Below are 20,274 nucleotides of genomic sequence, written 5' to 3'. Positions count from 1 at the left end.
GTGCAGAACGCAGAACGCAGAACGCAGAACGCAGAACGGCCGTTTGGCCCCCTCCGTCCGGCACACGCCGCCCGCCCGCATCAGCGCGCGCGGCCTTTCCATCTCCGCAGCAGCAGCGCGTTGGTCACGACGCTCACGCTGGAAAACGCCATCGCCGCACCCGCGATGACCGGGTTCAGCCAGCCGAGCGCCGCGAGCGGCACGCCGACCAGGTTGTAGACGAACGCCCAGAACAGGTTCTGCTGGATCTTCCGGTAGGTGCGCCGGGAGATGTCGATCGCGTCGGCGACCAGTGCCGGATCGCCGCGCATCAGCGTGATGCCGGCCGTGTGCATCGCGACGTCCGTGCCGGTCGCCATCGCGATGCCGACATCGGCCGCGGCGAGCGCGGGCGCATCGTTGATCCCGTCGCCGACCATCGCGACGATCCCGCCGTGCGTGCGTTTCAGCTCGGCGACGACACGGGCCTTGTCGTCGGGCAACACCTGCGCATGCACCTCGTCGATGCCGAGCGATGCCGCGACGGCCGCCGCGCTGCCGTGGTTGTCGCCCGTCACGAGCACGCTCGCGACGCCGCGCGCCGACAGCGCCGCGATCGCGTCGCGGGCGCCCGGTTTCACGGTGTCGCCGAAGGCGACCAGCGCGAGCAGCGCGCGCGGTGCGTCGGCGCGCATCAGCCACGAGATCGTGTTGCCCGCGCGTTCGAGCGCCGTCGCGCGCGCGTCGAGCGCGGGCGGCACCGCGATGCCGAGCTCGTCGCGCCAGCGCGTGCTGCCGAGCGCGAGCCGCTGCCCGTCGACGCGCGCTTCCACGCCGCGTCCGGCCACCGCGCGCGCATCGGCCGCGACGGCAGCAGCCGACGCAGCCGTGCCGCCGTGCGCGGCCAGGTCCGCGTCGTATGCCGCGACCACGGCGCGCGCCAGCGGATGATCGCTCTGACGCTGTACCGCCGCCGCGAGCGCGAGCGCCGCGTCGCGCGGCATGCCGACCGCTTCGAACGCCGTCATCGACGGCTTGCCCTCGGTCAGCGTGCCGGTCTTGTCGAATGCGATCACGGTGGCGCGCTGCGCGAGTTCGAGCGCCTGCGCATCCTTGATCAGCACGCCGTGCCGGGCCGCGACGCCGGTGCCGGCCATGATCGCGGCGGGCGTCGCGAGGCCCAGCGCGCACGGGCACGCGATGACGAGCACCGCGACCGCATTGAGGATCGCGGTTTCCATCCCGGCGCCGGCGATCAGCCAGCCGATCAGCGTCAGCAAGGCGATGCCGAGGATCGCCGGCACGAACACCTCGCTCACGCGATCGACGAGCCGCTGGATCGGCGCCTTCTCGGCCTGCGCGGATTCGACGAGGCGGATGATGCGCGCGAGGGTCGTTTCCGCGCCGATCGCGGTGGTGTCGACGACGAGCGCGCCTTCGCCGTTGATCGAGCCGGCCGTGACGGGGTCGCCGTCGTCCTTCGGCACCGGCAGGCTTTCGCCGGTGATCAGCGATTCGTCGATGTGCGAGCGGCCCGACACGATCCGGCCGTCGACGGGCACGCGCTCGCCGGGGCGGATGCTGACGCGGGTGCCGACGCGCACCTGCGACAGCGGCACGTCGCGCTCGACGCCGTGCTCGACGATGCGCGCACGGTCGGGACGCAACGCGTTCAGCGCGCGGATCGCGTCGGTGGTCTGGCGCTTCGCGCGCGATTCGAGCCATTTGCCGAAACGCACGAGCGTGACGATGACGGCCGACGCCTCGAAATACAGGTGGCCGGGATGCGCGGGGTCGCGCAGCAGCATCCACAGGCTCAGCCCGTACGCGGCCGACGTGCCGAGCGCGACGAGCAGGTCCATGTTGCCGGCGCGCGCTTTCACCGCATGCCAGGCCGCCCGGTAGAAACGCGCGCCGAAGCCGAACTGGACGATCGACGCGAGCACGAGCTGGAGCCAGCCGTTCAGCATCGTATCGATGCCGAACGGCGCGGCGAGCATCGGCGCGACGAGCGGCGCGCTCAGCACGGCGGCCGCGATCACGAGGTTGCGTTCGCGGGCCGCTTCGCGCCTCTTGCGCGCATCGGGGTCCTGCACGGGCGTGGCGGGTCCTGCGTCGGCGCCGGCCGACGGCGCGCCGGCGAGCGACGCGCGGTAGCCGGCCGTCGTGACCGCCGCGATCAGCGCGGCGGCGTCGAGGGCGCCGGTGCCGTGCACGGACGCGCGCTCGGTCGCGAGGTTGACCGACGCGTGCGCGACGCCCGGCACCGCGGCCAGCGCTTTTTCGACACGGCCGGCGCAGGACGCGCAGGTCATCCCGCCGATGTCGAGCTCGTAACCGGAGGACGCGGCGGTGGCTGCCGGCGCGGTGGCGCCACCGGCGACCGGCGTCGCGCCGTAGCCCGCCTGCCTGACTGCTTCGGCGAGTCGTGCCGCGGAAACGTCGGGGGCGGCATCGACGGTCGCGCGCTCGGTTGCCAGGTTGACCGACGCGCGCGTGACGCCCGGCACCTTCGCGAGCGCTTTCTCGACGCGCGATACGCAGGACGCGCAGGTCATCCCGTCGATATCGAGTTCGATGCCGGCCGGCGGGGCGACGGCGGCCGGGATGGCCGCATCGCTTGCCGTTGGCGTCGCGCCGTAGCCGGCCTGCTTTACGGCGTCCGCCAGTTGCGATGCGGAAACGCCCGCCGCGGCGTCGACGGTGGCGCGTTCCGTCGCGAGGTTGACCGACGCGCGCGTGACGCCCGGCACCTTCGCGAGCGCTTTCTCGACGCGCGATACGCAGGACGCACACGTCATTCCATCGATGTCGAGTTCGATGGTGGTTGCTGCCGGAAGGGTTGCCGTGGGGGCGGGCGGCGTTTCGTCGAGCGCCGCGGGCGTCGCGGACGCGACGGTGTGGGCTGCCGTGTCGCGTACCGCCGCGCGATAGCCGGTTGCGTTGACGGCGTCGACGAGCTGGCCGGGTTCGACCGTGTCCTGCGCAGTCACAGTCGCCGTGTGCGCGTCGAGATCGACCGTCGCGTCGACGACGCCCGGTACGGTGGCCAGCGCGCGTTGCACGCGGCCGGTGCAGCCGCCGCAATGCATGCCGTCGACGGTCAGTTCGACCGTTTGCAGCGCAGCGGAGGCAAGGGGTTCAGTCATGTCGGATTTCCAGAAAGCGCGATTCGTGCCGCGAATGGTTCCAGTATCAACATTCCCATGATGGCAAGGTCAAGTGGCGGCGACGATGCGGATACAGACAGATTGTCACACCGCGGAAAAAACGGTCGCCCGGCTTCCGGACGGCCCCCGGGCCACCGGTCGCCCGCGCTTTCGTGCTCGAATGCGCGAGCGAGCGGCCGCAGCGCCCGGCGCTCGCGAGACGATTCCGGCTGACGCGTCGTTCGGTGGCCAGGATCACCCGCGCGCGGCAAACCCGCGGGGATGTGAACCCTGAATTCGTCGCCGCAGGGGCGGCCTGCGATCGGCGCGGGCGCTTTTGCTCCGTTCGCGGTGATGTCGTACACGGCACCGGCGACGAGCCGTCAAATACCGGCCGGGACGCCGTCGGACGCGCCGTCGGCCACACCGGCACGCCAAGCGAGACACCCATCGCCGCCCCGACACCCGGCCTCCCTCCCGCGATTGTTCAGACGTATACACATACCGTCCCGACATCTCCGATTTTGTTGCGAATTAATCGAACTATTTCGAATTTGTCGACAGTGCGGCTACCGTTCCGTCAGCTATTCGGCATATAGGGGGATGCCCTTAGGCGCTATGATACCGGCCTGACATCAGCGCCCGCCGTTGTGCAACATAGCGAAACGGTCATCCGGGCAGGCTGGGGAGCCTTGCTTTCACCGTTCGCGCGTCGAACAAGGCGTTGACTGAAAAGAACGATAATCGGCCAGTAATCGATGATTGAAAACCAGCAGGAATCAGTTTCTCTGCGGCGCGCATGCGCGTCGCTGGCCATTGCGGCATTGCTTGCGGGGTGTGCGTCGCAGCCGGACGCGATCCAGCGGAAGACGGGCTGGATGCGCGCCGAGGTCGCCGACTCCTATATCTATGCGTACCCGCTCGTGCTGATGGACGTCGCGAAGGAAGCGGCGACGGGCGGCGACGGGGCCCAACCGGGGCAGGCGCCCCTCAACACGCTGCGCCACGCACAGGCGCTGCCGCCCGTTGGCGCGGTCAGTCCGCCGCTGCCGGGCGTCGACACGCTCGACTCGACCGGCTGGCTCGACGTCGCCGCCGAACCCGTGATCGTCACGCTGCCCGACACGCGCGGCCGCTACTGGGACGCGCGTGCGCTCGACATGTGGACGAACGTGCAGTGGTCGTCGTCGAGCGTTGCGGCGCGCGGTGCACGCGGTGGCGCGCGATTGCAAACGATTGCCTTCGTCGCGAAGGACTGGCAGGGCACGCTGCCGCAGGGCGCGTTGCGCGTCGACGTGCCGTCCGGCCATGCGTGGCTCGAAGTGCGGCTGCAGACGAGCGGCGGGCGCGATCTCACGAACGTGAAGAAACTGCAGCGCGCGATCCGCGTGGTGCCGCTGTCTGTTTACACGGGCGCGGCGCGCGGCGCATCGGTGGCGGTCCATGCCGGCAGCGCGCCGTCCGAAGCGCTGAGCGGCGGCACGCCGGCCGAGCAGGTGGCCGCGCTCGACCCGAAGGCGTTCTTCGCGCGTTTCGCGCAGGCGCTGCAGGACAACCCGGCGCCGGCCGACGACGCGCACGCGCAGGAACTGCTCAACGATATCGGCGTGTCCGCCGGCTACCCGGTGCTGTGGACGGGCGACCGCCTCGCGGCCGCGACCGCCGGCGTGGCCGAAGCGCGCGCGCGGCTCGCAACGCCGCCGTCGAACCTGCTCAACGCGAACGGCTGGAACTGGATCGGCGACACGGCCGGCAAGTACGGTCAGGACTACACGCTGCGCGCGTATGCGGCCTACACGCAGTTCGGCACCGCGACGCGCGACGACGAGACGCTCGCGGTCGTGCGCGTGGACAGCGACGGCCATCCGCTGAACGGCGCGAACCGCTACATGCTGCATTTCTCGCCGGGCGCGCTGCCGCCGGTGCGCGCGTTCTGGACGCTCACGCCCTACACGACGAACGGCGCGCTGCCCGACGTCGGCGCGGCGCGCCGCTCGCTCGGCGATCGCGACCGGCTGCGCCGCAACCACGACGGCTCGATCGACATCGTCGTGTCGGCATCGCCGGGCGGCGCGCATGCGGCCAACTGGCTGCCGGCGCCGCGCGCCGATTTCGCACTCGCGCTGCGCCTGTACGCACCGAAGCCGCAGGCGAGCGACGGATCGTGGATGCCGCCCGTCGTCGTCCGGAAGTGAACGGATGACCGGCGGCGCGGTCCGAACGGCGGGCGCTGCGGCGCCCGAATCCCGTACCGTCACCTCCTGAGCCTATACTTTCGGGATAGCGTGCGTGGCCGCCCGGTGTTCCGGCGCGGCCCGGCATCCATTCCCGAGGCATTCCAGCATGGCAAGCGCAGACAAAGAAACCGTATCCTCGACCCTCCATGCCCTCGGCGGCGTTGCACGCTCGCGCCGGACCCGCCGGATCGGCATCGGCATACTGATCTTCCTCGTTTTGTTCGGACTGCTCGGGTTCTTCGCGGCGCCGCCGCTGATCCGCCACGTCGCCGAACAGCAGTTGAGCCGGCAGCTCGACCGGCCGGCCACGATCCGGCGCATCGCGCTGAACCCGTACACGCTGAACCTCGAAGCCGACGGCATCCATCTCGGGGAGCGCGGCGGCCAGGGCGACTTCGTCGACATCGGCAAGCTGGTCGTGAGGCCGTCGTGGTCGTCGCTGTTCCGCGGCGCGCCGATCGTCAATGAAGTGCGTCTCGACTCGCCGCGCTTTCACATCGTCCGCTACGACGCGCAGCGCTTCAACTTCACCGACCTGATCGAGAAGTTCTCGAAGCCGTCGCCCCAGCCCGAAAGCAAGCCCACGCAGTTCTCGGTGTCCAACATCCAGGTCAATGACGGCCGGATCGACTTCGACGACCGCCTGCTGAACGAGAAGCACGTCGTCGACAACTGGACGCTCGGCATTCCGTATATCGCGACGCTGGCCTCGAAGACCGACATCTTCGTCGAGCCGAAGCTGCGCGCGCGCTTCGACGGCAGCCCGATCGCGATCGACGGCAGGACCAAGCCGTTCGCGCAGTCGCGCGAATCGGAGATCGCGCTGAAATTCGACCGCCTCGACGTGCCGAAGCTGATCTCGTACGTGCCGGCGCAGTTGCCGGTGGCGGTGACGAGCGGCCTGTTGAGCAGCGACCTCACGGTCAATTTCGTGATGAGCGGCGAGACGCCCGCGCTGCGCGTATCGGGCACCGTCGACCTGGCCGACGCGAAGGTGACGGACCGCGCGTCCGCGCCGCTGTTCGCCGCGCGCGGCGTGCACGTCGCGGCGGCCAGCCTCGAGCCGCTGCGCAATGCGATGCACTTCGACGAGATCCGCCTCGACCAGCCGGTGGTCGACCTGTCGCGCGACAAGCAGGGCGCGCTGAACGTCGAGAAGCTGGCCGCGCAGCCGGCCGCCGCGCCGAAGGCCGCCGAGGGCAGCCCGGCATCGGGCGCGGCGGCCGCTTCCGCCACGGCGGCGAGCGGCGCGCATGCCGAAGCCGGCACGCAGGAGGCGCCGCCGCTCGACCTGACGATCCGTCATTTCGCGATCGATGGCGGCACGGTCAATCTGGACGACCGCGTGCCGGCGACGCCGACCGCGCTGTCGCTCACGAAGCTTGCCGCGACGCTGGACGGCTTCTCGCTGCTGGGCAAGACGCCCGCGAAATACACGCTGTCGACGTCGCTGTCGCGCGGCGGCGACGTGATGGCCGAAGGCGCATTCAATCTCGCGGAGAAACAGGCCGACACGAAGCTGACGGTCGCCGCGCTCGCGTTGCCGGCGTTGCAGCCGTACCTCGGCGAGGCCACGCGCGCGCGCGTGCTCGACGGCGCGCTCGGCGCGACCGTCAATGCGACGGCCGACTGGGGCAAGACGCCGCTGGTCGCGCAGGTCGCCGACAGTACCGTCAGCCTGAAGTCGCTGAAGATCGCGACGCCCGACGCGAAGACGCCGGCGATCGTGCTGCCGGACGCGAGCGCGAAGATCGCGAAGGTGGACGTCGCCACGCGCATCGCGGAGATCGAAAGCGTCGACGCAAACGGGCTCGCGCTCGACGTGAAGCGCCTGAAGGACGGCGGGATCGACCTTGCGGCGCTGGCCGGACCCGCGCAGGCGTCGGTGCCGAAGCGCACGGTGGCGCGCAAGGCCGAGGCCGCCGCGCCGTCGTGGCACTACCGGATCGACGCGCTGAACGTGAAGGACGCGTCCGCGAACTTCACCGACCTGTCGACGCCGCGCCCGGTGAAGCTGGCGATCAAGCCGCTGGATCTCTCGGTGCAGAAACTGAGCGACGATCTGACGAAGCCGCTGCCGGTGCAGTTGAAGGCGACGCTGAGCCGCAAGGGTTCGCTGAACGTGACGGGCGACGTGACCGCGCAGCCGCTGAAGCTCGGGCTGAAGATCAACGGCAACCGCCTCGACGTGGCCGCGTTCGAGCCGTACTTCGGCAGCGCGCTGAACGCGACCATCGCGAGCGCGTTGCTCAACGCGCAGGGCAACCTGACGTTCGCGCAGGTGAAGGATGCGCCGCGCGCGACTTATCGCGGCGACGTCGCGCTCGTCGACGTGCGGATGCTCGACAAGGCGACCTCCGATCCGTTCGCGGGCTGGCGCTCGCTCGCGCTGACGAACCTGAAGGCCAGCTACGACGAGAAGGGCACCGACGTCGACGCCGCGCGCGTGACGTTCTCGAACTTCTACGGCCGCGTGCTGCTCGACGCGCAGGGGCGCCTGAACCTGAAGGACGTGGTCGCGAAGCAATCGGGCCCCGCGCAGTCGCTCACGCGCGACGCGAGCAAGAGCGAACCGGTGCCGCTGTCGCCGCCGGCCGTCGCGCAGCAGGCGTCCGCGCCGGCCGCCGCCTCGGCGACGGCGGTCGTGAAGGCCGCGGCGCCGCCGCAAAGCCCGGTGCGGATGCATTTCGGCGAACTGCTGCTGCAGAGCGGCCGCGTCACGTATACGGACAACTTCATCAAGCCGAACTACACGGCGAACCTCGTCGCGATCAAGGGCACGGTCGGCGCGTTCGGCACCGATTCGACGACGTCCGCGCCGGTCGACGTCGCCGCGAACCTCGCGGGCAACGGGCCGATCTCGATCAAGGGCTCGGTGAATCCGCTGATCGAGAAGCCGGCGCTCGACCTCACCGCGTCCGCGCACGACATCGAGCTGACCAACCTGACGCCGTACTCGGCGAAGTACGCGGGCTACCCGATCACGAAGGGCAAGCTCAACGTCGATCTGCACTACCAGCTCGACAACGACCAGCTGAAGGCGAACAACCACATTTTCATCGACCAGCTCACGTTCGGCGATCACGTCGACAACGACACGGCGACCAGGCTGCCGGTCAAGCTCGCGATCTCGTTGCTGAAGAACACGCGCGGCGAGATCGACGTGAACCTGCCGGTGTCGGGTTCGCTGTCGAACCCGGAATTCAGCGTCGGCGGGCTGATCTGGCGGGCCGTGCTGAACCTGATCGCGAAGGCCGTCACGTCGCCGTTCTCGCTGCTCGCGCATGCGTTCGGCGGCGGCGGCGAGGATCTCGGCTACGTCGAGTTCGCGCCGGGCTCGTACCAGCTCGACGACGCGCAGCAGAAGAAGCTCGACACCGTCGTGAAGATGCTGACCGAGAAGCCGTCGATCCGCCTCGACCTGATCGGCCGCGTCGACCCGACGAAGGACACGTCGGGGCTGGGCGACGCGTACGTCGAGCGGCTCGTTCGCCAGCAGAAGCTGAAGGATGTGGTCGGGCAGGGCGAAAGCGTCGACCCGATGTCGGTGAAGGTCGAGCCGGGCGAGTACGGCAAGTACTTGGCGCGTGCGTACAAGGCGGCCGACTTCAAGAAGCCGCGCAACCTGATCGGCCTGCAGAAGACGCTGCCCGACGCCGACATGAAGAAGGCGCTCGCGGAGCATGCGCAGGCCGACGACAACGCGCTGCGCACGCTCGCCCAGCAGCGCGCGCAGGCCGTGCGCCAGTACCTCGACGGGAAGATCGATTCGAGCCGCGTGTTCGTCGTCGCGCCGAAGCTCGATGCGAAGGGCATCGAGGACAAGGGCGCGACCACTCGCGTCGACTTCGGCCTGCAGTAAGCAGGCCGTCCGCCGCCGCCGCGTCCGGTTGCAGGTCCGGACGCGGCGACGCACCGCCTTCAGCGCGCGGCGAGCGCCGGTTCCTCGCGCTTGCCCAGTTCCTTCTTCGCGGCCAGCGGCAGACGCGCGTCGTCCCACTGCGCCAGCCATTCGACTTCCTTCGCGGTGAATACCTGGCCGTAGTTGCGCAATGCGTACTGCAACGCATCGACGACGTGGTGGCGAATGATTTCGGGGGTGCGTGCATCGTCCAGCACGAACCGGAGAGCTTCCAGGGTCGACATACTCGTGCTCCGGGTCAGGGAAAACCCCTTATCACACGCCAATAGTCGCGCGCCAAGCCGACAAAAATGGTTCTGCACGGGAAGCAGTGGAGGGGTGGGCGCGCGAGCAGGCCGTTCGCCCCGACTGGCGTACGGCCCGTGAACCGGCATGCCGCTACTTGCCCAGCGCGTTGTACCACCCGGGGCCGATCGGCGCGTAGCCGGATTTTCCGGCTGCGGCGGCGCTGGCAATCGCACCGAAATTCGGCCACGTGGGGTAGTACTGCGTCGATCTGGACATCGCCGTGCCTTCGATCTTCGCGGGCCCGACGGTTCCCGTTGCGCCGGTCGTCGCGCTGATCGTGACGATGCCGAAGTACGGTTCGTAGATATTCGTGCTGTTCGGCATCGACAACGCCATGTCCGAGTACGAGTACGCGTATACCGGACCGTACGCGCCCTTGGCCTGTTGCGCGATCCATGCCATCAGCGCGCTGAATTCACGCGCCTGGTTGGCTTCCGTCAGATAGGGCGACAGCTGCAAGGTCTGAAAATCGGCGCTCGCGTACTGCGTGGACGAGCCGCCCAGCACGCCGGTGAAGTTCGCCGCGCCGTTCGAGCCCGTGGTGGGCGCGCCGAATTCGGTGAGGACGATCGCCTTTGCCCCGTCGCCGTTCGCACTCATCTGGTCACGCAGGCTCGTGCCGACGTAGCTTGCGAACGTGTTGCCGCTGGACGACGGCCAGCCGTACGACGGCGACGTGAACGTATGCCACATCATGTTGAATGCGTTCGAATATTGCGGGAACGTCGTATTGAGCGTCGTGCTCGGGCATTGATTGGGCGCGGCTTGCCAGTCGTCCGAATAGCAGTACGGATGATGGGCGAGCGCATCGAAATGCCCTTGCGCGCCATTCGCGTACATCGCCGCCAGCCAGTCCCGCGGATCCCATTGCGTCGGCGCGGGGTAAGCGGAGCTGGTCGAATTGACCAGGCCCGCGATCCCGTTCGACGGCAGTGCGCCGGTGCCGTTGTTCGGTGACGTCTGGCAGTTCGCACTGCCGCCCGCATAGACGTAGGCGCCCGGGTTCGCCTGCTTGATCGCGGGATACGCGCTCTTCAGGATTTGCGTGTACAGCGCCGGATCGTGAGGAATGAAATCGCCGCCGCAGTTGGGCTCGTTCCAGATTTCCCAGGCGTCGACCTGGCCGCCGTAGCTGTCGCTGCTGTAGTGCCGGGCCGCGGCCCGCGCAAAATTGACGTAGAGCGTCGGGTTGGGCGCGCACAGCCAGAAGGCGCCGCCGTTCGCCTGCTGATAACCGGCCGGGCACTCGGTACTCACGGCCCACGGCGGTGTCAGCGTAATCAGGCCCAACACGCGCAGTCCGTTGTTTCTGGCCGCCCGAATGATCGTGTCCGTCACCCCCCAGGTCAGGCCGCTGCTCGCCCCCGGATTGGGGTCGTTCGGGTTGATCGTCGTCTGGGACGGTTGGGTTTGCGCCCAGTTGATATTGACCCGCACCCAGTGCGCCTCCGTCCTGGCGAGGCCGGCCATGTAGTTGTTGATGGCCTGGGTCGGGTTGGCCGAATTCTGGTTGATGACGTCCAGGATTTCCGGCCCCAGGTTGATGGCCGGCACGGGTGTGTTGGTCGGGTTCTGGGCGTGCGCCGCCGGACATACGGTGCACAGCAGGAAGACGGTCAAACTCGTCAGGAATGCGTTCAAGATCGTGCTCATGGTTATTCTCGCGCGCGTTCGTCCCCGGCGACCCGTTGCGGATCGCGGAACGTTCGTGCATGGAAATCGTTCGACGGGTGGCACCCCCGCCGGACAATCTCGACTGTGCAACCGAATGGCCTTGCCGCGGGGCAAAGTCACGGCACCAGGAATGCAGGCGCGTAGCCGCGCATGATCCCCGGCAGCCTGGTGGACCGCCGGCGCACTTGCTGATCCCCTGTAAAAACGGCGCGACTCCGACGGCGCCGGCACTGCGTGATCGGAGTCGACGCAATCCCCCGGAACGTCTTTTTCGAGTGCGCTCGAGATCCGGCTTTCCCCCGGAAGTTGCCCGAATCTTTCCCGTCGCTCATCAAGCAGTCTATTTCGCATCCATCATATGTAAATCCGACATAAGCCCCGCGACGTCTTAAGACCGCAACCGCGCTGCGCCGGGCACGTCCGCGCACGCCGGACCGCGATGCCTGCCAGGCTCACGCGGCTGCGCATTCGTCCAGCATCCACGCCCTGAACTGCCGCAACGCCTCGCTCGTTTCGAGTCGCTCCGGCGCGTAGCACAGGTAGTGCCCCTGCGCGTCCACGTCGACGGGCGCATCGAACGGCTCGACGAGCGTACCGGACGCGAGATTGTCCGCGATCAAAAAGCGCGGCACGAGCGCGAGCCCGAGCCCCGCCTGCGCAGCCTGGATCAGTACCGAATACTGTTCGAAGCGCGGCCCGGCGAGCGCGTTCATCTGCGTCGCGCGATGGCGTTCCGCCCAGGCGGACCACGCGATTTCCGCCTGCTCGTGCACGAGGCGCGGCGCCGCCACCGCATCGGCCGGCGTGCGCAACGCATGCTGCTCGCCGAATGCGCGCGTGCAGACCGGCACGAAGGTTCGTCCGTCGAGGTAATCGCTTCGCACGCCTTCCCATGTGCCGTCGCCGTAGCGGATCGCCGCATCGAGGCCGAACGGGAAGCTGTCGCCGGGGGCGAGATGGCGGCGAAAGCTCAACGTGACGCCCGGTGCGACGGCCAGAAAGCGCGAGAGCCGCGGCACGAGCCACTTGGTCGTGAACGTCGGCACGCTCGCGATCGTCAGCAGGTCGCTGTTCTCGCGCGCGCTCAGCAGTTCGATCGATGCGTTGCCGATCTCGCGCAGCGGGCCGGCGATCCGTGCGTGGTACACCTGCCCGGCGCGCGTGAGGACGAGGCCGCGCCCCTCGCGCACGAACAGCTTCACGCCGAACAGCGCCTCGAGATTCGCGACCTGCCGGCTGACCGCGCTGGGCGTCAGGCCCAGTTCGCGGGCCGCATAGGAGAAGTTCAGGTGCTTCGCGGAACGCGTGAAGGCGTGCAGTTCCGCGACGTTCGGATACAGGTGCTTCATCGCGACTATTCCTTCCGCGCACAGATCGATGCGGGCTTTGTACGTTTTTTTCATGACGGTGCCATGTCGAATCCGCACACTGCCGTCATCCAGCCAACGCGCGACAGTCCCGCCCGACGGGCGTCGCGCGGTGTCTTCGTCTCTTGCCCGCGAGTGTTTCCATGTCTGCGTCCGCCGCTCCGGCACCGGCCGGTGGTGTTCCGATTCCGCGTAACAGGCGCGCGCGCCCGCACGCCGGCCGCCTGTTGCTGCACGCGCTCGTCGCGGTGTTCGGGCTTTACCTGTTGCTGCCGATCGCGCTGCTGCTAATCGGCTCGGTGGGCCAGTCGTGGACGAACACGCTGCTGCCGACCGGCTTCACCTGGCACTGGTTCGCCGATCTGGCCGGGAACCGCAGCTTCACCCGCGCGTTCGGCGTGAGCCTGACGGTGGCGCTGGCGTGCTGCGCGCTCAACGCCGCGATCGGCCTGCCGCTCGCCTACGCGTTGCATCACCGCGCCCTGGCGGGGCGCGGGATGGCGACGCGCGTCGTGATGCTGATGCCGGTCGGCGTTCCCGCGCTGACGCTCGGCTTCGGCTACATCGCGATCTTCAGCGGCGACGCGCTGCCGTGGCTCGGCACGCTGCCGCTGATGATCGCGGCCCACGCGGTGCTGACGCTGCCCTACCTGCTGCAGACGCTGCTCGGCGATCTGCGCCATCTCGGCCTCGCGCGCCTCGAGGCATGCGCGGCGACGCTCGGCGCGACGCCGCTGCGCCAGTTCGTCACGATCGTGCTGCCGAACCTGCGGCACAGCCTGTTTTCCGGGCTCGTGATGGTGGCCGCGCTGTCGATCGGCGAATTCCAGATCTCGAACCTGATCGCCGGCTTTCGCTACCGCAACTATCCGATCGTGCTGCTGCAGGCGTTCTACGGTGCGTCGGGGATGGCGTGCGCGGCCACCGTCGTGCTGCTCGTCCTCGCCGTGCTCGCGACGCTGGTGTCGGTCGGCACCGTGCAACGTCTGAAGTGAGTCCGTCATGAGTCTCGAGTTCGAACACGTCAGCTTCCAGTATCCCGGCGCGCGTCACGGCGTCGACGACGTCACGCTGTCCGCCGCGCCGGGCGAACTGCTCGCGGTGATGGGGCGCAGCGGGTCCGGCAAGTCCACGCTGCTGCGGCTTGCGGCCGGCCTGCTCGACGGCGGCAGCGGCCGCATCGCGATCGGCGGCGCCGACATGGCGGGCGTGCCGGTGTGGCGGCGCGAGGTGGGGATGGTGTTCCAGCACTACGCGCTGTTTCCGCACCTGTCGGTGGCCGACAACGTCGCGTACGGGCTGAGGATGCGCGGCGTCGCGGCCGGCCTCCGGCGGCGGCGCGCGGGCGAGATGCTCGAGCGCGTCGGCCTGTCGGCCCATGCGGAGCGCGGCATCGCGATGCTGTCCGGCGGGCAGCAGCAGCGCGTCGCGCTGGCGCGTGCGCTCGTGATCGAACCGAAGCTCCTGCTGCTCGACGAGCCGCTGGCCGCGCTCGACGCCGGCATCCGCCATCAGCTGCGTGACGAGATTCGTGCGTTGCAGCGCGCGTGCGGGGCGACGACGCTGCTCGTCACGCACGACCAGGACGAGGCGCTGAGCATGGCCGACCGCGTCGCGATCGTCGACGGCGGCCGGGTACTGCAGGTCGGCACGCCGCGCGACCTGTACGAGCGTCCCGTGTCCGCCCGGGTCGCGCGCTTCGTCGGGCATTCGACGTTGCTGCGCGGCCGCGTGATCGCGCGCGGCGCGGTCGACGTGCAATTCGCGACGCTGCACGCCGAGACCGGCGGGCACCCGCCGGGCGCCGAGGTCGAGGTGCTGGTGCGGCCCGAGCACGTACAGGCCGATCCGCCGGCCGACGGCGTGAACCGCCTCGACGGCCGTCCGGGCGACGTGCGCTACTTCGGCGCGACGCAACGCTACGACTTCATTCCCGCCGGCTCGGCCGGCCCGCTGCTGTGCGAAGGTCGCGTGCCGGCCATGCGCCGCATCGCGATCGAACCATGCCATCTGCTCGTGCTGCCGGCGACGCCGGATGCGAGTTGACCCATTTCATTGAACGGAGATCTCCGATGCCTGCTGGTCACCCTCTTGTGAACACCTTGCGCGCCGGCGTGCTGGCGCTCTGCGCGTTCGCCGCGCTGGCCGCCGCGCCGGCGCACGCCGCGCCGCTCTATCCGGGCGAGGATGCGCTGTACGCGAAGGCCGCCGACGAGGGGCTCGTCGTGTCGTTCGACACGGGCCCCGAATGGGCGAACTGGAAGGCGCTGTTCGCCGAGTTCCGCAAGCGCTACCCGAAGGTCGAGATCACCTACAACGACATCGGCTCGGCGGCGACCGTGGTCGCGCTCGACAAGTCGCGCCGGCGCCCGCAGGCCGATACCGCGTACTACTTCGCCGCATCCGCGCTCGATGCGCAGGCCCGGGACGTCGTGGCCCCGTTCAAGCCGGTCAACTTCGACAGGCTGCCGGACGTGTTTCGCTCGGCGGACGGCCGCTGGTTCGCGGTGCATTCGCTGAACATCGCGTTCCTCGTCAACCGCAAGCTCGTGAAGAACGTGCCGCAACGCTGGTCCGATCTGCTGAAGCCGGAATATCGCAACACGGTGGTCTATCTCGATCCTCGTTCGACCGGGCAAGGGCAGGTCGCCGTATTCGCGGCCGCATATGCGAACGGCGGCAGCGTCGAGAATCCGAAACCCGGCGCGGAATTCTTCGGCAAGCTGAAGCGCGCGGGCAACGTGCTGCGGGTCGAGGGCACGACGCCGTACGCGAAGTTCGTGAAGGGCGAGATTCCGATCCTGATCGGCTACGAGAACGACGGCCTGAAGGCGCGGTACGTCGATGGCATGGGCGAGGCGGCCGACATCGTGATTCCGCAGGACGGCAGCGTGTCGGCGCCGTATGCGATGAGCCTCGTGAAGAACGGCCCGAACCCGTCGGCCGCGCAGCTCTGGCTCAACCTGGTGATGAGCGACGTCGGGCAGGCGCTGTTCGCGCAGGGCTTCGTGCGGCCGGCCGTGCCCGGCACGCCGGTCGCGCCCGACGTCGCGGCGAAGCTGCCGCAGGCGCCGCAGGTGCGACCGCTCGACGTGGCGAAGGCGGCCGCGCGCAAGGCCGAGGTCGACCAGCTCTGGTCGCAGGCGACGCTCGGCCAGTAAGGGGCGCGCGATGCAGACTTCCCTGGCGGAACGCGGCGCGCTGCGCCGTTTCGGCGCGGCCCCGGCGGCGGCATTGCTGGCGGTGTGCTTCGTGCTGCCGCTCGCCGCGCTCGTCGGCTCGGCCTTCACGGACGGCGGCCGCGCGTTCGGCGCGGTGCTGCGCGATCCGCTCGTCGCCGATGCGATCGCGCGCTCGCTGGCGCTGGCGGCCGGCGCGGGCACGCTGTCGGTCGGCGTCGGCGTGCCGGTCGCGTTCGCGCTGGCGGGCCAGTCGCCCGCCCGTCGCCACTGGACGCTCGCGCTGCTCGGCGTGCCGCTCGCGTTCTCCGGGCTGGTGATCGCCTACGGTTTCATCCTCGCGTTCGGCCGCGCGGGCTTCGTCACCATGCTGGCGGCGTCGCTGGGCGCGGATCCGACCGTACTCGGCGGCGCGATCTACACGATGCCGGGGCTGGCGGTCGCGTATGCGTATTACCTGATTCCGCGGGTCGCGCTGATGATCTATCCGGCGCTCGCGAATCTCGACCGGCGGCCGCTCGAGGCGGCGCTGACGCTCGGCGCCCGGCCGTGGCGCGCGTGGCTCGACGTCGCGTGGCGCGAACTGTGGCCGTCGGTCGCGGCCGCGTGGTGCCTCGTCACGGCGATCGCGCTCGGCACCTACGGCACGGCGCTCGCGCTGGCCGGCACGCAGATCAATATCCTGCCGCTGCTGATGTATCTGAAGCTGTCGGACGGGCAAACCGATTTCTCGCAGGCGGCCGTGCTGTCGATCGTGCTGACGGCGATCTGCACCTGCGTTCTTGCACTGGGGGAAGGCCTTGTCCGGCAACGACGTCATTGAGTGGTCGGCGGCGACGCGCGGCGCGCTCGCGCAACTCGCGCAGCGGCAGCGCGGCCCGCGGCGGCATTGCATGCCGGTCGGCATCATCGGTCCGCGCGACGCGACCGGCGAGCAGATGCGGGTTGCCGAGCGCATCGCGCACGCGCTGGCGGCGGCGGGCGTCGCGCTCGTCGGCGGCGGCAAGCAGGGCGTGATGGAGGCGGCCGCGCGCGGCGCGCATGCGGCCGGCGGGTGCGCGATCGGGTTGCTGCCCGAAGAGGATGCGACGCACGCGAATCCGTACCTGAGCGTCGCGCTGCCGACCGGGCTCGGCATCACGCGCAATGCGCTGGTCGCGCGTGCGTCGCTGTGCCTGGTCGCGGTCGGCGGCGGGCTCGGCACGCTGTCCGAGATCGCGCTCGGATTGCAGTGGGGCAAGCCGGTGTTCACGATTTGCGACGCGCCGCAGGTGGCGGGCGTCGAATGCTTCGACGCCGCGGATCCGCTCGTCGCGCGGGTCGCGTGGTGGCTCGCCGATCCGGCGTAGGCGGGCGTGGCCGCGCACTGGCCGGCCGAACGTCGCGGCGCGGCACGGCCGTCCGGATGTCGGCGGCATGGTTGCATCCGCATCCGGCCGCCTCGGCTGCTTCGGCTGCTTCGGCCGCTTTCGCGCCTCCCGTCGCTCGCGGCTATCCCGTCACCGCGCCTTCCAGCGCCTCCGCCCGTGCAAACAGCCAGTCGACGAACGTGCGCAGCGACGCGTCGTCGTCATCGTCGCGATACAGGCAATGAAACGGCGGCCCTTCCAGGCGGACCTCGGGAAACAGCGTGACGAGCCGCCCTTGCTCGAGATCGTCGCGTACGACCGCGCGCGGCGCGAGGCACACGCCGAGCCCGCTCGCGGCGGCCTTGGTCATCAGGAAGAACTCGCGATAGAACGGCCCGCGCAGCGTCTCGGTGACGACCGATCCGGCCTGGTGGAACCAGTATTGCCATGCCTGCGGCAAGCCCGCGTAATGCAGCAGCGGCGCGTTGCGCAGGTCGGCCGGCGTGCGTACCTGCCCGAGCACCGGATGGTCGGGCGCGCATACCGGCACCGCGACGGTCGCGAGCAGCGGCCGCGACACGAACCCCTTGCGGCGCAGCTCCGGCGTATAGCGGCGGACCACGACGTCGCAGGATTCGTCGAGCTGGTCGCGCTCGGCATCGGGCGTCGTGACGAGCTGCACGTCGATGTCCGGGTGCGCGGCCTGGAAGGCGGCCAGTTGCGTGAGCAACCAACCGTGCGCGAACGAGACGGACGTGTTGATCCGCACCGGATGGCCGCCGACGGGCTCGAACATCTGGCCGGTCGCCAGCGCGAGCCGCCCGAGGCTGCTCGCGACGTCGACGAGGTAATGCCGCGCGCGCGGCGTGAGCCGCAACGAGCGCCCGTCGCGCTCGAACAGCTTCTGCCCGAAGAACGATTCGAGCACGCGGATCTGCTGCGCGACCGCGCTCTGGGTCACGTTCAGCTCCTCGGCGGCAAGGGTCAGGCTCTGCAGGCGGCCGGCAGCTTCGAAGCTGCGCAGCGCATTCAGGGGCGGCAATCGGCGCATCGTGAGATCGCGAAGAAAAGCTACACAGTGGATTAGAAAATGTCGTTTGCGGCGGCCGCGGCGGGTGCCTATCATGTCGCCGACAGGAGAACCCCCCGATGACGATGATATCGCCACCCGACGCCCGGGCAACCGGAATTCGCCACCGTCTTCGCCTCCGGCGCGCCGCGCGCCGTGCGGCGGCGACACCGCCCGCGCGTGGCCGCGGTGCGCTGGCGCTGGCCTGTGCCGGGCTGTTCGCGGCGCTGACCGGGTGCGCGACGAAGCCGGAGAACGAGCGCCAGATCGGCAGCGGCGGATCGCTGGTGCGCTACAGCTCGAGCCAGACCGAGGTCGACCTGACGGACACCGAGCGGCAGACGTTGCGCATGCTCAGCGATCGCCGCTACAAGGACGCGACGCAGGCGCACACGCTCGACGCGGTGGCGGGCGTGCTGCGCGCGCAAGGCTATGAGCCGGTGACGGTCGATCGCGATTCGGGGCTGGTGGAGGCGGGGCGCAGCGACACGCTGATCCCGAAGTGGCGGCAGCTGCTGCGCGGCGCCTTGAAGGCGCGCATCGGGATGCTGCCGGTGAAGCCCGATCATGAACGCGTGGCCGCGATCGTGACGGTTCGGGCGGGGCCGGACGCGCACGTCGCGATCGTGCGTGCGCGATTCGATCGCACGGTGTGGGACAGCGCCGGCGATTCGCGGACCAAGACCGTGATGGAGCCCGAGTACTACCAGACGTTCTTCACGGAAGTGGACAAGGCGATGTGCACGGTGAAGTGCGACGGCGAGCAGGGCGGGCGCTGACGCGCGGAAGCCGCGAGGGGCGCGCGCCCCGCCGGCGCGGACGAGGCGCCGCCGGCGCGGCATGCGGCACGGCGCCGGCATGCGCGCCGGCGGGCGACGCGGGCGGTGCTTACTTCACCGCGAACAGCGTCAGGTTCATGAAGATCTTGAACGCGTAGCCGAGCGTGACGGCGCCGAGCACGCCGGCCGCCCATAGAACGACGAACCACATCCAGCCGCGCATCCGCGGCCGTGGCGCCGCCGCGGGGCGGCCGGTGGAATCAGTGGTGGTAGTAATGCTGGTCTTCATGGCGCACCTTGCCTCGGAATACCCAGTAACCCATCGTCGTGTAGGCGATGATGATCGGGAGGATAACCGCTGCGCCGACCAGCGTGAAGGTCTGGCTGGAACGCGGCGCCGCCGCTTCCCAGATCGTCATCGTCTGAGGAATCGCATACGGGAACAGCGTGACGAGCAGGCCGACGTAGCCGAGCAGCACGAGCGCCAGCGCGAGCACGAACGGCGTCATGTCGTGCCGGTTGCGCACCGCGCGCCGCATCCACACCGCGCACCCGACGACCAGGAACGGCACCGGCAGCAGGCGCCAGAACAGCCCCGAATCGAACCAGCGCTGCGCCACGGCCGGATCCTGCAGCGGCGTCCACAGGCTGACGACGGCGATGAAGCCGAGCAGCACGACCGTCAGCGGCCACACCACGCGGTGGAGGCGCCGCTGCAGGTCGCCTTCCGTCTTCGCGACGAGCCAGCAGCAGCCGAGCAGCGCGTAGGTCACGATCAGGCCGAGGCCCGTCAGCAGGCTGAACGGCGTGAGCCAGTCGAACGCGTCGCCCGCGAACACGCCGTCCTTCACGTTGATGCCCTGCAGGAACGCGCCGAGCGCGATCCCCTGGAACAGCGTCGCGCCGGCCGAGCCGCCGATGAACGCGAGATCCCACAGCTGCTTGGTGCGCCGCGCCTTCGCGCGGATCTCGAACGACACGCCGCGGAAGATCAGGCAGACCAGCATGAAGATCAGCGGCAGGTACAGCGCCGACAGCACGGTCGAATAGACGACCGGGAACACCGCGAACAGCCCGGCGCCGCCGAGCACGAGCCAGGTCTCGTTGCCGTCCCACACGGGCGCGACCGTGTTCATCATCAGGTCGCGTTCCTTCTCGTCCGGGAAGAACGGGAAGACGATGCCGATGCCGAGGTCGAAGCCGTCGAGCACGACGTACATGAAGAGCCCCAATGCGATGATCGCGGCCCAGATTACGGTGACGTCCATAGGTTTTCTCGTTT

General features: G+C 69.5%; 15 protein-coding genes. 8 read left to right on the top strand and 7 right to left on the bottom strand.

What is annotated here, in order from left to right:
- Nucleotides 1–80 precede the first annotated feature (80 nt).
- A complete protein-coding gene (locus tag GQ56_RS39695; RefSeq protein WP_075123079.1) occupies nucleotides 81–3,128 on the bottom strand; it encodes a heavy metal translocating P-type ATPase in 3,048 nt (1,015 codons plus the stop codon).
- Between the two features lie 758 nt (nucleotides 3,129–3,886).
- Between GQ56_RS39695 and GQ56_RS0132605 the strand changes: the two genes are divergently transcribed.
- A complete protein-coding gene (locus GQ56_RS0132605; RefSeq protein WP_031402646.1) occupies nucleotides 3,887–5,323 on the top strand; it encodes a DUF1254 domain-containing protein in 1,437 nt (478 codons plus the stop codon).
- A gap of 148 nt (nucleotides 5,324–5,471) precedes the next feature.
- Entirely contained in the window at nucleotides 5,472–9,227 is a 3,756-nt protein-coding gene (locus GQ56_RS0132600) for a DUF748 domain-containing protein (protein WP_031402645.1), read from the top strand.
- Between the two features lie 59 nt (nucleotides 9,228–9,286).
- Here GQ56_RS0132600 and GQ56_RS0132595 read toward each other — a convergent pair whose 3' ends face one another.
- The 3 genes from GQ56_RS0132595 to GQ56_RS0132585 form a co-directional block, all read right to left on the bottom strand.
- Nucleotides 9,287–9,511, bottom strand: a complete 225-nt coding sequence (locus tag GQ56_RS0132595; RefSeq protein WP_031402644.1) for a hypothetical protein — start codon at nucleotides 9,509–9,511, stop codon at nucleotides 9,287–9,289.
- A gap of 154 nt (nucleotides 9,512–9,665) precedes the next feature.
- Nucleotides 9,666–11,219 carry a glycoside hydrolase 5 family protein gene (locus tag GQ56_RS0132590; RefSeq protein ID WP_031402643.1) on the bottom strand — a complete coding sequence of 518 codons (1,554 nt, stop codon included), beginning with the start codon at nucleotides 11,217–11,219 and terminating at the stop codon, nucleotides 9,666–9,668.
- Nucleotides 11,220–11,701: 482 nt separating this feature from the next.
- Nucleotides 11,702–12,598, bottom strand: coding sequence for a LysR substrate-binding domain-containing protein (locus GQ56_RS0132585; protein ID WP_031402642.1), 897 nt, complete (start codon nucleotides 12,596–12,598; stop codon nucleotides 11,702–11,704).
- Between the two features lie 161 nt (nucleotides 12,599–12,759).
- Between GQ56_RS0132585 and GQ56_RS0132580 the strand changes: the two genes are divergently transcribed.
- The 5 genes from GQ56_RS0132580 to GQ56_RS0132560 all read left to right on the top strand — a co-directional run bounded on the left by GQ56_RS0132580 (nucleotide 12,760) and on the right by GQ56_RS0132560 (nucleotide 17,144).
- Nucleotides 12,760–13,611, top strand: coding sequence for an ABC transporter permease (locus GQ56_RS0132580; RefSeq protein WP_031402641.1), 852 nt, complete (start codon nucleotides 12,760–12,762; stop codon nucleotides 13,609–13,611).
- A 7-nt stretch (nucleotides 13,612–13,618) separates the two neighbouring features.
- Nucleotides 13,619–14,662, top strand: a complete 1,044-nt coding sequence (locus GQ56_RS0132575; protein ID WP_031402640.1) for an ABC transporter ATP-binding protein — start codon at nucleotides 13,619–13,621, stop codon at nucleotides 14,660–14,662.
- Nucleotides 14,663–14,688: 26 nt separating this feature from the next.
- Nucleotides 14,689–15,777 carry an extracellular solute-binding protein gene (locus tag GQ56_RS0132570; protein WP_031402639.1) on the top strand — a complete coding sequence of 363 codons (1,089 nt, stop codon included), beginning with the start codon at nucleotides 14,689–14,691 and terminating at the stop codon, nucleotides 15,775–15,777.
- 10 nt (nucleotides 15,778–15,787) lie between these two features.
- Entirely contained in the window at nucleotides 15,788–16,618 is an 831-nt protein-coding gene (locus tag GQ56_RS0132565) for an ABC transporter permease (protein WP_031402638.1), read from the top strand.
- Between the two features lie 70 nt (nucleotides 16,619–16,688).
- A complete protein-coding gene (locus GQ56_RS0132560; protein ID WP_152601929.1) occupies nucleotides 16,689–17,144 on the top strand; it encodes a TIGR00725 family protein in 456 nt (151 codons plus the stop codon).
- Between the two features lie 142 nt (nucleotides 17,145–17,286).
- On the opposite strand, the gene GQ56_RS0132555 is transcribed toward GQ56_RS0132560, so the two are convergent.
- Complete coding sequence (locus tag GQ56_RS0132555; RefSeq protein WP_031402636.1) at nucleotides 17,287–18,195, bottom strand: LysR substrate-binding domain-containing protein; 909 nt, start codon at nucleotides 18,193–18,195, stop codon at nucleotides 17,287–17,289.
- A gap of 98 nt (nucleotides 18,196–18,293) precedes the next feature.
- On the opposite strand from GQ56_RS0132555, the gene GQ56_RS0132550 reads away from it, so the two are divergent.
- On the top strand, nucleotides 18,294–18,992 hold the full coding sequence (locus GQ56_RS0132550; RefSeq protein WP_031402635.1) for a hypothetical protein: 699 nt from the start codon (nucleotides 18,294–18,296) through the stop codon (nucleotides 18,990–18,992).
- 109 nt (nucleotides 18,993–19,101) lie between these two features.
- Here the strand turns inward: GQ56_RS0132550 and GQ56_RS0132545 are convergent, their stop codons facing one another.
- Complete coding sequence (locus GQ56_RS0132545) at nucleotides 19,102–19,281, bottom strand: hypothetical protein (protein WP_031402634.1); 180 nt, start codon at nucleotides 19,279–19,281, stop codon at nucleotides 19,102–19,104.
- Entirely contained in the window at nucleotides 19,253–20,260 is a 1,008-nt protein-coding gene (gene cydB, locus GQ56_RS0132540; RefSeq protein ID WP_031402633.1) for a cytochrome d ubiquinol oxidase subunit II, read from the bottom strand. Before cydB ends, GQ56_RS0132545 begins: the two co-directional genes overlap by 29 nt.
- Nucleotides 20,261–20,274: the final 14 nt, after the last annotated feature.

It is taken from the genome of Burkholderia paludis, from assembly GCF_000732615.1.
GTDB lineage: Bacteria > Pseudomonadota > Gammaproteobacteria > Burkholderiales > Burkholderiaceae > Burkholderia > Burkholderia paludis.
Note: the sequence above shows the minus strand (reverse complement) of the source record. Positions and strands in the feature narration are given on the sequence as shown.